Source organism: Sulfurimonas sp. HSL-1716 (genome assembly GCF_039645975.1).
Lineage (GTDB): Bacteria > Campylobacterota > Campylobacteria > Campylobacterales > Sulfurimonadaceae > Hydrocurvibacter > Hydrocurvibacter sulfurireducens.
In genome coordinates this window covers 1,465,635-1,478,682 of record NZ_CP147918.1, presented here as the reverse complement: position 1 = coordinate 1,478,682, position 13,048 = coordinate 1,465,635, and the positions used below count along the sequence as shown (strand labels likewise).

15 protein-coding genes are annotated in these 13,048 nt (G+C 41.7%); 11 read left to right on the top strand and 4 right to left on the bottom strand.

The genetic code is table 11. The annotated features are described in order from the left end of the window. The first annotated feature begins 1 nt into the window (after position 1). Genes ligA through WCY03_RS07440 form a run of 6 tightly spaced genes read left to right on the top strand, consistent with a single transcriptional unit; the run spans position 2 to position 5,920 of the window. Entirely contained in the window at positions 2–1,957 is a 1,956-nt protein-coding gene (ligA, locus tag WCY03_RS07465) for an NAD-dependent DNA ligase LigA (protein ID WP_345991668.1), read from the top strand. Then, on the top strand, positions 1,950–2,513 hold the full coding sequence (locus tag WCY03_RS07460) for a porin family protein (protein WP_345991666.1): 564 nt from the start codon (positions 1,950–1,952) through the stop codon (positions 2,511–2,513). The genes ligA and WCY03_RS07460 overlap by 8 nt, the downstream gene beginning before the upstream one ends. Continuing rightward, on the top strand, positions 2,510–3,226 hold the full coding sequence (locus tag WCY03_RS07455; RefSeq protein WP_345991664.1) for a TlyA family RNA methyltransferase: 717 nt from the start codon (positions 2,510–2,512) through the stop codon (positions 3,224–3,226). Before WCY03_RS07460 ends, WCY03_RS07455 begins: the two co-directional genes overlap by 4 nt. Then, positions 3,192–4,034, top strand: coding sequence for a bifunctional riboflavin kinase/FAD synthetase (locus WCY03_RS07450; RefSeq protein ID WP_345994072.1), 843 nt, complete (start codon positions 3,192–3,194; stop codon positions 4,032–4,034). The genes WCY03_RS07455 and WCY03_RS07450 overlap by 35 nt, the downstream gene beginning before the upstream one ends. Then, positions 4,031–5,029: a tRNA pseudouridine(13) synthase TruD gene (locus WCY03_RS07445; protein WP_345991662.1), complete on the top strand. Its 999-nt coding sequence runs from the start codon at positions 4,031–4,033 to the stop codon at positions 5,027–5,029. The genes WCY03_RS07450 and WCY03_RS07445 overlap by 4 nt, the downstream gene beginning before the upstream one ends. A gap of 60 nt (positions 5,030–5,089) precedes the next feature. Beyond that, the gene (locus WCY03_RS07440; protein WP_345991660.1) at positions 5,090–5,920 is read left to right on the top strand and encodes a hypothetical protein; all 831 of its coding nucleotides are present in this window, start codon (positions 5,090–5,092) and stop codon (positions 5,918–5,920) included. Between the two features lie 3 nt (positions 5,921–5,923). On the opposite strand, the gene WCY03_RS07435 is transcribed toward WCY03_RS07440, so the two are convergent. Continuing rightward, positions 5,924–6,100 (bottom strand): hypothetical protein, encoded by a 177-nt coding sequence (locus WCY03_RS07435; protein WP_345991658.1) that lies wholly within the window; start codon positions 6,098–6,100, stop codon positions 5,924–5,926. 45 nt (positions 6,101–6,145) lie between these two features. Beyond that, on the bottom strand, positions 6,146–6,670 hold the full coding sequence (locus WCY03_RS07430; RefSeq protein WP_345991656.1) for a transglycosylase SLT domain-containing protein: 525 nt from the start codon (positions 6,668–6,670) through the stop codon (positions 6,146–6,148). Positions 6,671–6,868: 198 nt separating this feature from the next. On the opposite strand from WCY03_RS07430, the gene WCY03_RS07425 reads away from it, so the two are divergent. Both WCY03_RS07425 and WCY03_RS07420 read left to right on the top strand, forming a co-directional pair. Further along, entirely contained in the window at positions 6,869–7,345 is a 477-nt protein-coding gene (locus WCY03_RS07425) for a thermonuclease family protein (RefSeq protein ID WP_345994071.1), read from the top strand. Then, positions 7,342–8,601, top strand: a complete 1,260-nt coding sequence (locus tag WCY03_RS07420; protein ID WP_345991654.1) for a hypothetical protein — start codon at positions 7,342–7,344, stop codon at positions 8,599–8,601. The genes WCY03_RS07425 and WCY03_RS07420 overlap by 4 nt, the downstream gene beginning before the upstream one ends. Here WCY03_RS07420 and WCY03_RS07415 read toward each other — a convergent pair. Continuing rightward, positions 8,589–8,882 carry a hypothetical protein gene (locus WCY03_RS07415; protein ID WP_345991653.1) on the bottom strand — a complete coding sequence of 98 codons (294 nt, stop codon included), beginning with the start codon at positions 8,880–8,882 and terminating at the stop codon, positions 8,589–8,591. The two genes, WCY03_RS07420 and WCY03_RS07415, sit on opposite strands and share 13 nt — an antisense overlap. Before the next feature lie 13 nt (positions 8,883–8,895). After that, on the bottom strand, positions 8,896–9,414 hold the full coding sequence (gene ppa, locus WCY03_RS07410) for an inorganic diphosphatase (RefSeq protein WP_345991651.1): 519 nt from the start codon (positions 9,412–9,414) through the stop codon (positions 8,896–8,898). Between the two features lie 177 nt (positions 9,415–9,591). Here ppa and WCY03_RS07405 point away from each other — a divergent pair, with 177 nt between their 5' ends. From WCY03_RS07405 to WCY03_RS07395, 3 genes are read left to right on the top strand one after another with little or no spacing between them, the layout of a single operon-like run. Next, positions 9,592–9,840, top strand: coding sequence for an OadG family transporter subunit (locus tag WCY03_RS07405; protein WP_345991649.1), 249 nt, complete (start codon positions 9,592–9,594; stop codon positions 9,838–9,840). A 2-nt stretch (positions 9,841–9,842) separates the two neighbouring features. Then, complete coding sequence (locus tag WCY03_RS07400; RefSeq protein WP_345991647.1) at positions 9,843–11,669, top strand: biotin/lipoyl-containing protein; 1,827 nt, start codon at positions 9,843–9,845, stop codon at positions 11,667–11,669. Positions 11,670–11,673: 4 nt separating this feature from the next. Further along, on the top strand, positions 11,674–13,002 hold the full coding sequence (locus WCY03_RS07395) for a sodium ion-translocating decarboxylase subunit beta (protein ID WP_345991645.1): 1,329 nt from the start codon (positions 11,674–11,676) through the stop codon (positions 13,000–13,002). Positions 13,003–13,048: the final 46 nt, after the last annotated feature.

The following is a 13,048-nucleotide window of genomic DNA, read 5'->3' as shown; positions in this document are numbered from 1 at the left end:
ATTGAATTACGAAGAGTACAAAAAAGCGGTGGAAGAGCTTAACAGATACGCATACCATTATTACGTCGAAGACAATCCGATCACTACCGACGAGGTGTACGACAAGCTTTACCATGAAGTGCTGGCATACGAAGAAAAAAATCCCTATCAGGTACTTGATAATTCGCCTACGCAAAGGGTCGGAGATGTCGTTTCAGAAGGGTTTCATAAAGCTTTGCATAAAAGCAGAATGTGGAGTCTTGAAGACGTTTTCGATGAAGAGGATCTGAAAAAATGGCTTGCACGCATCTTCAAGCTTGACGACAGAGCAAGTTTTTACTGCGAACCCAAATACGACGGTGCGAGCCTGAACCTTTACTATGAGGGAGGCAGGCTGATTCAGGCAATTACGCGCGGAGACGGAGTGACTGGTGAAGATATCACGCAAAATGCAAGAACCATAAAAACCATTCCTTTGAAGATTGACTATGAAGAGCCTATAGAGATACGCGGGGAGGTCGTCATATTCAAATCGGAGTTCCAAGCGATAAACGAAGAACGCGCAAAAAACGGTGAGAATATCTTTGCAAATCCGAGAAATGCCGCGGCGGGAAGTCTTCGTCAGCTTGACTCGAGCATAACGGCAAACAGAAATCTTGTGTTCTTGCCTTACGGAATAGGACAAAATACGCTGGACATACCGCTGTTAAGCAAAAGGATGGAGTTCATCTACTCTCTCGGATTCAAGACTCCCCCTTACCGTGCGGTCTGTAAATGGCTTTTGGATATCGAAAAAGTGTATGCAAAGATGAAAGATGAGCGTGACGATTATGATATGATGCTTGACGGCATGGTCGTCAAAGTCGATCAGATCGAGTCGCAGGAGAGCATGGGATACACCGTAAAATATCCGCGCTGGGCGGTCGCATACAAGTTTCCCGCAGTCGAGAAGATAACGACCGTCAAAGATATCATTCTTCAAGTGGGACGCAGCGGGGTCGTTACTCCCGTTGCAGTCGTTGCACCGACAAACATAGACGGAGTGGTGGTCGAGCGTGCAACGCTGCATAATTTTGATGAGATACAGAGAAAAGATATCCGTATCAACGATAAAGTGATCATCCTAAGAAGCGGCGACGTCATTCCAAAGATCATAAAAGTCTTAGAACATGAGCGAACGGGCAGTGAAATAGAAGTGCTTCGCCCAAAAGAGTGTCCCGTATGCGGCAGCGAACTTCTCGACGAGGGTGCTCTTATCAAATGCCAAAACCTTACCTGCAAGGCGAGAGTGGTAAACTCCATCATCTATTTTGCTTCAAAACAGTGTCTTAATATCGACGGACTGGGAGAGAAGATAGTCAAAGCACTTTTTGATTCCGGACTCGTAAAAAGCGTCGAAGATATCTTTTCTCTAACATTGGAGAAACTTTTGGCTCTTGAAGGGTTTAAGGAGAAAAAATCCCAGAACCTGCTCGATGCCGTAGAGAACGTAAAAGGGTGCGATTGCTGGAGATTTATCAATGCGCTTGGTATGGAACATATCGGAGAGGTTGCATCCAAGAGTCTGTGCAGCGAGTTCGGGCTCGGTTTTATGAAAGCTGAAAAAAACGATCTGCTTACCATCGAGGGTATAGGCGAAGAGATGGCCGAATCGGTACTGGAGTTTGTCAGGGTAAACGAAGAGCATATTTTACGGCTTACAGAGATATTGAACCCGAAAATACCGGAGCCGAAAATTGAAGCCAAAGACAACCCTTTTAAAGCAAAGACCATAGTGCTCACAGGTTCTTTAAGCCACCCTCGCGGCGAGATAAAAGAGATGCTCGAATCTTTGGGCGCAAAGGTGTCGGGTTCAGTTTCAAAAAAAACAGATATGGTAATATACGGAGACGATGCAGGCAGTAAATACGACAAAGCTTTGGAACTTGGCGTAAGGACTGTAACCGAAGATGAGATGAAGGAGATGCTCGATGACTAAGTTTTTTATTAGATCGCTCTTATCGATCTGTTTGCTGTTTACGGTGCTCAATGCAGAGCAAAACGAAAGAAACGGCGGTCCGTACATAGGTTTTGGATACGGAGAGGCTTCATACAATGACGACGGTTATTTTTCTGATGTAAAAGATTCCCGCAGCGCTTCATATAATCTTTATGCGGGTGCGTATATAAACAGATTCTTATCGGTCGAGCTCGGATATATGAAAAGCGGGGATTTCAGTGCGGTGGATCTAAGTTCGATACAAACAAGTGTCAACTATTCATCTATCACGGTTAATGCACTGGTGCACTATCCGGTACTGGACGACAGTTTGGATTTTTATGCAAAATTCGGTGCGGGACAGTCATATGTCAGCCTCTCCAACAGCGACGGTGCAGCTCTTGTATACGGTGCGGGAATGAGCTATAGATTTAACGGAACATATGCTTTGCGGATAGCTTACGATATGTACAAGTTTGCTTATGACAGCGATACGAGAGGCAGATTCAACATGAACATGCAGTACGTGTATGCGGGAATCGAGGTACAATTTTGAAACGTTTGGACCAGTATCTCGTAGAAGCCGGTCTGGCAGAAACCAGAAACAAAGCGCAAAACATCATAAAAGAGGGACTGGTCTCGGTTGACGGCATAGTGATGCTCAAAAGTTCGTTCAAAGTAGACGGCGGGGAATCGATCGTAAAAGTCAAAGAACATAAGGATTATGTCAGTCGGGCGGCGTTTAAACTTGCAGCATTTTTAGACGAAATAGCGATAAATATAGAGGGTGCGAATGTGCTGGATATCGGATCTTCTACGGGAGGTTTTACGCAGGTGCTGCTTGAAAACAGAGCCTTTCATGTCAGTTGCGTGGATGTCGGACGCGATCAGCTTCACAGATCGCTGCGCGAAGACGCAAGAGTAAGCGTTTATGAAGATCGGGATATCAGAGAGTTTCAAACAGTTGAACGTTTTGATCTTGTTACAAGCGATGTTTCTTTTATATCGCTGTTACACATACTAGACGATATAGACCGTTTGTCGTCCGATAAGATTATTCTTCTTTTCAAACCGCAGTTCGAGGTCGGACGCGAAGCAAAACGGGATAAAAACGGTGTTGTTACGGATGAAAAAATCATACAAAAAGCGATGATACATTTTGAAGACGCCTGTGTCATAAAAGGATGGAATCTTGTGGTAAAATCACCGTCAAAAATCACAGGAAAGGAGGGTAATCTTGAATACTGCTATTACTATAAAAAACAGTGATACTATCGCCATCGGCGGATTTGACGGTATGCATGTCGGACATCAGCATCTTTTTCGCGAGCTGGGAGACAACGGATGTATCGTCGTTATAGATTCCGGCTATACAAATATTACCCCAAACAAAGACAGAGAAAAGTTTACGCACTATCCCGTGTTTTATTTTGCTCTTGAGAGTATCCGTCACCTTGAGGGCGAAGGATTTGTGAAACTTTTAAAAGAAAATTTTCCGAAATTGAAAAAGATAGTCGTGGGGTACGATTTTCATTTCGGTAAAGACAGAGCCCATAACTATGATGACCTCAAAGAGATATTCGAGGGTGAAGTGATGGTCATCGACGAGGTTAAAGTAAACGGAGAGTCGGTTCACTCCCGTACTATTAGAAAAAAGCTCTCACACGGAGATATAAAGAGTGCCAACTCTCTACTCGGGCATAACTATACGATACACGGAAGTCTTGTAAAAGGCCAGGGCATAGGGGCAAAAGAGCTCGTTGCCACCATAAACCTGCATGTCAGCGATTATATCCTGCCAAAAGAGGGTGTCTATACCACTCTGACACGTATAGATGACGAAGAGCATTTTCACCCCTCTGTGAGTTTCATAGGTCATAGGGTCAGTACAGACGGGAGTTTTGCGGTCGAAACTCATCTGCTTGACGGTCAAGTGATATGTACCAGCAGCGCAAGTATCGGTTTTGTGAATTTTATACGCGAGAACATGAAGTTCGAAACACTTGAAGAGTTGAAAAAGCAGATAAACATGGATATAAATATCGCAAAGAGAGAATTAAAGATGCTTGAACTATGAATGAGACGGTAAGAATCTTTTTACAAGACCATGAGCCGATAGATTTTCTTTTTGAACAAAACAGGGACGATTTTATAGTCGATGAGATATTTGCAAAACCTTTTAAAACAAAGGGAAACTTTCTGATCCTGCATGTCAAAAAGGTGAATATGACGACATGGGAGATGATAGAAAGGATCGCGTCTTTTTTAAATATACCGGCGAGTTCGATAGGATATGCAGGGCTCAAAGACAAATACGCCACTACGACGCAGTATCTTTCCCTGCCTCTAAAATATGAAAGATCTTTAAATAAGCTTCAAGATAAGCAGATAACGATACTCGAGACCTTTAAAGACAGTAAAAAGATAAGCATCGGTGATTTAAAATCAAACAGATTTACCGTTACGTTACGCAATGTCGATGACATAAAGGCCGGAAAGATAGAAAAAGTTGCGAGAAATATCGAAAAGATCGGATTTCCGAACTATTTCGGATATCAGAGATTCGGACAGGACAGTGAGACACAGGCACAGCAGATGATAGAAGGCGAGATATTTATACAAGATAAGAAGTTAAAGAAGTTTTTAACGAGCGTGTATCAAAGCAAAAAATTCAATGAATGGCTAAAAGAGCGTGTCGAGATCAGTAAAGCGGATGCAATAAACGGATTTAAGCTTTTAAAGGGCGATGTGATGATGAGTGACGATGACAAGCTTTTCACTCCAAAATCTCCTTCACTTACGGATTTCAGAGATAAAAAGATCGTTCTTACGGGTCTGCTTGTCGGGCGCGAAGTGTTCCGTGCCAGAGATGAGGCAAGAGAGATAGAAAAAAAATATGATGACGAACTGCTGCAGGAAAAGGGTTTAAGACGCCGTGCCTGGGTGTATCCGCAAGATCTTACATGCAAATACCGCAAAAAGGATTCTGCGATGGAACTTTCTTTCGTGCTTCCAAAAGCTTCGTATGCCACCGTCTTTATAGAAAATATTGCAAACAAAAATTTCAATTGAATTTTAATATATAAATTATTTTAATATGATAATATGTTGTTAAGTTTTTAGGGGTGACTTTTGAAAAACATATTACTTATCGCAAAAGTTAAAGCGCTGCAGGAAAATAGCGAGTGCGTAAAAATATGTCACTTGCAAACGGCATTAAACAATGTCACGATACGCAATGAAAAAGTAAGAGATTTTATATATAAATTTTTCGGTGCCTCATATCTTCCGCCGGAAGCACACTACACTCAAGCGATACTCGAAGACAAAAAGCTTAAAAAAGCGATAACTTATGACGAACACCTCAAACATATTTTAATGCAGCTCAAAAACAAAGAATTTTCGATCGATATTATGAACATTTCAAAATTAAATAGATTAGAAGAGCTGGAGGCTTCATATCTTGAATTCGCGGAAAATATCTGCAATGCAAAAGATGAAGCTTACGGTGCTGCTTTTTATAATTTCGATTATATATACGACCCTTCAGAAGCCATCAATGAGCTCGGTCTTTCAGAACAGCTGGTGTATGAACTGGTAGAAGATTACGTAGAGCAGATACTGCGTACATACGGGGAATTTAAACTTTATCTGTCTGCTTTATGGGAGTGCCGTTTTCTGGATCAGCCGCTTGATTATACGCCCTTACGCGATCTGGCGCATAAAAATCTGGGTGTTGCCAAGAATCTTCGCATCGAAGACGGCATCGCACTTTTAAAAGAGATAAAAAATGAAAATGATCTGGATAAAATATCTAGGTATTTAAATCTGCTTATTAGCCGTACGATAAAATTAAAACCGAAAAAAGCTTGCGAAGCGATGTTTGATTCCGTAGAAGAGTTAAAAAGATTTCAAAAGTTTTATTCAAATAAAGAGAAGATTCTTCAGACTATCAAAAACTGATCGTTATTTATTTTTCATAGCATGCGATATTTCAGCAAGCTTGCCTTTTGGCTTCTCCATGACAAGCGGAGTGTCGTTATTGTCTTTTATAGGTACGACCAAAGCAATAAGTATAAATATAAAAGAGAATATCAAGCCGCTCAGTATGCTGATAAGGATCTTTATTTTAAAATCATTCATAGGATGATTTTACTAGATATTTGTTTACAGCAGACTTACGAAATCTCAAGATAGTTTTTTATTCTCTTTGAGTTTATTTATAATGGTCAGATTTTTCATGACTCTGGAGTAGTAAGGCATATTTACCATACCGCCGTTATAACCGCTTACCGAATGAAGATATTTTTTTCTGGTGTCCCTGAGTATGACGAAATAGTGGGCGGCTATACGTGCTGAGAACTCCACATCCGTAAGCAGACGGTTGGCTATCTGAGCGTTTGACATGGAAGATATCCAGCTCATACTCTCTACTTTTCCTGCTACAAAACGTGCAGTTGCTACTTGAACCTGCATAACGCCAAGAGAAGCTTTTGTTAAAATAACGTTTTTATTGAAATCGCCTATGAGGTTTTTTCCTGCACTGCTTTCGGTCAGACAGATCGCACTAAGCGTGTCCTCATAAGTTTCGCCGTTTTTTGCGGGTACGGTTCTGGCGACGTCTCTGACTATCTGAAGAGTACGTAATTGATCGTCCGTTATCGCAAACAGCGAAGTCATAAATATAAATGATACTAATAATAATAATTTCAAAACCACTCCATATAAAAAAGAGTGGAATTATATCCAAAAACAGCATAAAAAGTCCAATGATTTAGAAATAAATAAAGTTTTTAAGAAAGTTTGTTGATTATTTCAACAATATTGTCTTGAATCGTATAAAAAATCGAATCTGCCTTTTTCAAATCGATTAAATGCTATCATTAGGGCATGAGAACTATTTTTTTATTGATGATTTTTTTTACTCTCAATGCCCAATCTATACAGATTGCAGAATTAAGAAGCGTATATTCGAACGATATGCAGAAGTTCAGTATAAAAATGAACAGTTTTATCTGTGAGCCTTACGGTGTCGTTACGCTCGAAGAGATTCTGGCAGATAAGAATACGATACCGATATGCAAAAAAAGGATCGAAGAATATTTTTCTAAAAATCCCGTACAAAAATATTTTATACAGATGAACCTGCATCTAAGACAAAACTACCATATAGAATTTAAAGATAAAAGATGTCTGGTATACGCCTTCGGACAAAAAACGATCTCCGAAGCTCTTCTGGAGCAGGGCCTTGCGATAAAAAAGCCAAGCCTAAAAGACGATGAATTCGGATATCTCTTTCTTAGAGCGCAAACCCGTGCAAAGAACAGAAATAGCGGAATCTGGAGCGATAAAACTCTGCAGAGCTGCGTAAAGAGCTTTTACAAATGAAAAAAGCCGTTTATCACAGCATCTGGATATCGTCGCTGAGCGTCATTTTAAATTTCGGATTTAAAATATTTCTGGCAAGGCTCATGCCAAAAGCGGATCTGGCTTTGTATTTTACCGCGATAGATATCTTTACCATGACCCTTTTGGTGCTTGTCGGGTTTAGAAGTTCGATGGTGGTTACTTTTGCCCAGACAAAGGATGACTATAAGATATTAAAGGTTTTTAAAACCGTTTTGTTCGTGACCGTTTTGGCGGTGTGGGGATTTGTCATCCCTTACCTAAAGCACAGGATAGGCGTGCACATAGATTATTGGTATCTGGTCTTTACCGTCATATCGCTTGGATTCAGCGTTTATTTTACAAATCTCATCGCGATGTACAGGATGTACAAGGTCATAAACTTCGTAACCTTTTTAGAACCGGCACTTCTCATCGTCTGGTTTTTGATAGCGTATTTCTTTGTCCACACGCACGGACTTCAGCCTCTGTTCATATCGACTATCATGACGGCGTTTAGCATATCTCTTTACATCTATATAAAAAAGACGCGCGAGATAAAAAGTGTCTCCGTAGACAAACCCAAACATAAACACGATACGCCGAAGTTCTTGAAAAACTCTCTTATCTCCACCATAGAGTTCGGTTCGGGAATCGTTATGATGTATACCGCCGTGCTTTTGATTATGAAATATTTTACACTAGAAGAGCTCGGTGATTTTCAAGTGGTCGTCAAACCTATATTCACTTATATGATCATGCTTTTCGTTTTTCCGATCTTCAGATTCGTTCTGCCGGAGCTTTCAAGACTTTACAGCGAGAAAAAGTATGATGAGCTCAAGAGGGTCAAAAGGTGGGTAATGAAGTTCGCATTTACGGTAAGCACGACTTTTATCGTGCTTTCGCTTCTTTTTGCAAACAGAGTCGTTTTGTTTCTTTTTTCAAAAGAGTATGCCGAGGCGTCTTTGATGATCATACACATATCGTTTTTCTTTATCTTCGTTATGCTCAATGCTTATCAGATATCGGTTATAAAGGCCAGCGGAGATTTTCTTTCAGCCCTTTTTATCCGTTTGTGGGGAATCGCTTCGCTGGTAATGATATTTTACGGGATCTATTATTTTTATTCAAAAAATATTATCGCCGTCGTCGTTGCGCTTATTGGCAGCTATATATCTATGTTTTTGGTTTCGCTGTATAAAGAGAGAAAGATATTAAAAGAGCTGCAAAGAGCAGACCGAGATATCTACTCTTCGTGAGTCATATATATCCAGAACTCTTTATGCGTCTTGCCTTTGTTTAAAAAGTAAAACTGTAGTATTGCCACTCTGTAAAGTGTTATTATCATCTTTGCATAGGGGATAAAAAGAGAGATAGCGACCAGTGAAGACTGCTCTTTTTCCCCTTTGCTCGTTATCATCTCCTGCATACCGATGTTTTTGCTGAGATAGATCCCAAACAGTATGGAAAAAACAAAATTCAGCACTATTCCGAATATGAAATAAGCGATAAAATCTTGTTCATACATCTGCGCTATCATAATCTTTTATGTCCTATTTATAGTTGTTTATTGCGTCTTGAAGGATCTTCGTCGCACTTGCTTTGTCTTCAAAACCTTTTACTTTTACCCATTTGTTCGGTTCAAGCATCTTGTATGTTTCAAAGAAGTTCTTGATCTTTGCCAAAGTGTGTTTTGGGATATCGCCTAGATCTTGTATCTCTTCAAACGTAGGATCGATCTTTGATGTAGGAACTGCAAGAAGTTTTTCATCGATTCCGCTTTCATCCTCCATGATCAATACTCCTACCAAACGGCAGTTTACGACACAACCTGCCTGCATAGGATACTCGGCAAGAACTAAAACGTCGGCAGGATCGCCGTCTTGAGAAAGAGTTTTGTTGACAAAACCGTAGTTTGCCGGATAATACATAGCCGAATGCATAACACGGTCAAGAACTACCGCACCGCTCTCTTTTTCAACTTCATATTTTATGTTCGAACCGCATGGGATCTCTATGATAGCTTTTACTTTGTCCGGGTTTTCGCCGTAACCTATTTTATCTAAGTTCATAAATTCTGCCTTTTTTTATTTTTAGTACCGAAATTATATCGTCTTAACTTTATATGTTCGTAAAATAATCTAAAAAAAGTAACAAGGATTATAAAATATTGAAGTTAGATGAAAATCTATAAAAAGTTTAATATTATTTATACTACCATTACGGATTATTTTTTAAGGTGAAATGAGATGGAGACAAATTTAGTTCTTGAAGGAACAAAGTTTATGTTTCTGGGTATGGGAACAGTTTTCGTATTTCTGTTTATTATGATCGTGGCGACGAACATCGTTTCTAAAGTCATAAACAGATTTTTTCCGGAACCTGTAAGCATACCTAAGACAGAGACACATGAGGCCCATACGCAGAGTGCGCAAGACAATAAAAAGATAGTCGCCGCCATTACGGCAGCTATTATGCATCATAGACGACAAGGATAGATATGGCAAAGAAATTTATTGATATCATGGATACCACATTCAGGGACGGGTTCCAATCCGTTTTCGGCGGCCGCGTGCTTATGGACGATTTTTTTCCGGCTGTGGAAGCAGCAAAACATGCCGGCATCACACATTTCGAGTTTGGCGGAGGGGCAAGATTTCAATCGCTGTATTTTTATCTGAATGAAGATGCATTCAAAATGATGGACAGATTCCGTGAAATTGTTGGACCGGATGCAAATCTTCAGACCCTTGCCCGCGGTGTAAATACCGTTATGCTCGATACGGGTTCCAGAGAACTGATCGATCTTCATGCAAAAATGTTTAAAAAGCACGGAACTACGACTATCCGTAACTTCGATGCGCTAAATGATGTTGAAAACCTTAAATATTCAGGCGAGAGAATATCCCACCACGGACTTAAACATGAAGTGGTCGTAACCATGATGGATCTTCCTCCGGGATGTTTTGGAGCTCATGACGTCGCCTTTTATGAAAAGACTCTCCGCGATATTCTAGACAGCGGTATCCCTTATGACAGTATCTGTTTTAAAGATGCCAGCGGAACTTCAAGCCCTAAAAAAGTGTATGAGACCATAAAAATGGCTCGTGCTTTGGTCCCTGAGGGAACCCATCTTCGTCTTCATACTCACGAAACCGCAGGTGTTTCGGTCGCTGCTTATCTGGCTGCGCTTGATGCCGGAATCGACGGTATCGACATGGCGGCTTCTCCTGTAAGCGGCGGAACGTCTCAACCCGATATCCTTACTATGCTGCACGCTACCAAAGGGATGGATTACGACCTCGGCGGTCTGGAGATCGATAAGATCCTTTCTTATGAAAAAGAGGTAGAACGCTGTTTGGAAGATTACTTTATGCCTCCCGAAGCTACTATGGTTTCTCCTCTTATCCCGTTCTCTCCTATGCCGGGCGGTGCACTTACTGCAAATACTCAGATGATGCGTGACAACAATATCTTGGACAGATATCCTGAGGTGATCGCAGCGATGCGCGAAGTCGTAGAAAAAGGCGGGTACGGTACATCTGTAACTCCTGTTTCACAGTTCTATTTCCAACAAGCGCTTAATAATGTTATGCAAGGTCCTTGGAAAGCTATCGCTCCGGGTTACGGAAAAATGGTTCTTGGATATTTCGGCAAGACTCCCGTCGCGCCGGATCCGGAAGTAGTCAAGATAGCTTCTGAAAAGCTGCATTTAGAGCCGACGACCGAAAAAGCTTTGGATCTGGCGGATGCGGACGAGACGAAATCTTTAGACCATTGGATTAAAAGACTTGAACTCGAAGGGATCGAGACGACTGAAGAAAACATCTTCATCGCAGCAGCCTGTCAGGATAAAGGGATCACTTTCCTTAAGGGTGAAGCCGAAGTAAACGTAAGAAAAAAATCATTAATGGCGGCACAAGAAGCAAGCCAAGCAAAAACAACAAATAACGAAGGAGTCAAAAGCATGGGTACAGGAACTTATACGGTAGTAGTAGACGGACAAAAATTCAGTGTTCAAATAGCAGAAGGTGATGCAGATATCCAAGTAACGGCGGTAAACGGTGAAAGTGTTTCTGCTCCGAAAAATACGGCCGTACCGCCATCGACCAATGGTACGACTATCAAAGCGCTTCTACCGGGTGCAGTTTGGAAAATAGTTGCTAATCCGGGACAAAGCGTTGCTGAAGGCGATGTTATTCTGATCCTTGAATCCATGAAAATGGAAATAGATGTAGTCGCTCCTAAAGGCGGAGTCGTAAAATCTATCAATGTAAGCGTAAACGACAAGGTAGTAGAAGGTCAAGTCGTAGCAGTAATAGGATAATTTTATGAAAACATTTCTAGTCAGGTTTTTAACACTTTTAGTCCTGTTTGGATTTGTCGGTGTCGGTGCGAACGAGCATCAAGCGGCTTCTGCGGCACAGACAACGGAAAAAAAAGAAACCTATGTGGCAAAAGATTTTTCTGTTATGGTCAGCAACTTTTTAAAAACGACGGGGGTCAATGCTATTTTGCATCCTGATCCGAACGAACTCAGTGCGACCGGAGAACCTATGAGCGAGTTTCATAAGGGCTGGGGCCGTGTACTGATGATACTCGTGACGTTTTTGATCTTCTGGCTGGCTATTAAAAAGGGATTTGAACCGCTTCTGCTTCTGCCGATCGGTTTTGGCGGGCTTTTGGCAAACATTCCCGTCGCGGATATCGCAGGTCCTCACGGATTTCTGGGCGTGATCTTTCATGCCGGTCTTTCAAACGAACTTTTCCCTATCATCATATTTATGGGCGTAGGTGCGATGACCGATTTCGGTCCGTTGCTCTCTAACCCGAAAACCGCTCTTTTGGGCGGTGCGGCGCAGTTTGGAATCTTCGGTACTCTCGTAGGAGCCGTCGCTCTTGCACAGTACACCGATATTTTTGACTTTACTCTCAAACAGGCTTCTGCTATCTCTATCATCGGCGGAGCGGACGGACCGACGTCGATATTTATTGCGACAAACCTTGCTCCCGAGCTTTTAGGTGCAATCGCCGTGGCTTCGTATTCATATATGGCTTTGGTTCCTATCATCCAGCCTCCGATCATGAAAGCGCTGACTACCGATAAAGAGCGTCGCATCAAAATGACGACGCTTCGTCACGTATCGCGTGTAGAGAAATTGATATTTCCTTTGTTGGTTTTGACTCTTTCTATCTTGGTACTGCCTGATTCGACACCGCTTATCGGTGCGTTCATGTTTGGTAACTTCTTAAAAGAATCGGGTGTGGTCGATCGTCTTTCTGACACGATGCAAAACGCACTTATCAATATCACTACAATCATGCTCGGTCTGGGTGTCGGTTCAAAACTCGCGGCCGATCAGTTTTTGGTACCCGATACGCTGGCGATTCTTTTGCTTGGAAGCCTTGCATTCTCGGTCGGAACTGCGGCGGGTGTGCTTATGGCGAAGATTATGAACATGTTTCCAGGACATAAGATCAATCCTCTTATCGGTTCGGCGGGTGTTTCTGCAGTTCCTATGGCTGCGCGCGTATCGAACAAGGTCGGTATGGAGTATGACAGAACGAATATGCTCTTAATGCATGCAATGGGTCCGAATGTTGCGGGTGTTATCGGTTCTGCGGTCGCAGCAGGCGTACTTCTTTCTATCTTTAAATAGTAAGAACTTCTAACTTACATGCAGTTTTTGCATGTGAGTCCATGAC

Excerpts from the sequence above, each read along its gene's own strand:
- WCY03_RS07415 (WP_345991653.1), bottom strand. The coding sequence starts at position 8,882 with ATGATAGCGCAGATGTATGAACAAGATTTTATCGCTTATTTCATATTC.
- ppa (WP_345991651.1), bottom strand. The coding sequence starts at position 9,414 with ATGAACTTAGATAAAATAGGTTACGGCGAAAACCCGGACAAAGTAAAA.
- WCY03_RS07435 (WP_345991658.1), bottom strand. The coding sequence starts at position 6,100 with ATGAATGATTTTAAAATAAAGATCCTTATCAGCATACTGAGCGGCTTG.
- WCY03_RS07460 (WP_345991666.1), top strand. The coding sequence starts at position 1,950 with ATGACTAAGTTTTTTATTAGATCGCTCTTATCGATCTGTTTGCTGTTT.
- WCY03_RS07405 (WP_345991649.1), top strand. The coding sequence starts at position 9,592 with ATGGAGACAAATTTAGTTCTTGAAGGAACAAAGTTTATGTTTCTGGGT.
- WCY03_RS07445 (WP_345991662.1), top strand. The coding sequence starts at position 4,031 with ATGAATGAGACGGTAAGAATCTTTTTACAAGACCATGAGCCGATAGAT.
- WCY03_RS07425 (WP_345994071.1), top strand. The coding sequence starts at position 6,869 with ATGATTTTTTTTACTCTCAATGCCCAATCTATACAGATTGCAGAATTA.
- WCY03_RS07395 (WP_345991645.1), top strand. The coding sequence starts at position 11,674 with ATGAAAACATTTCTAGTCAGGTTTTTAACACTTTTAGTCCTGTTTGGA.
- WCY03_RS07420 (WP_345991654.1), top strand. The coding sequence starts at position 7,342 with ATGAAAAAAGCCGTTTATCACAGCATCTGGATATCGTCGCTGAGCGTC.
- WCY03_RS07400 (WP_345991647.1), top strand. The coding sequence starts at position 9,843 with ATGGCAAAGAAATTTATTGATATCATGGATACCACATTCAGGGACGGG.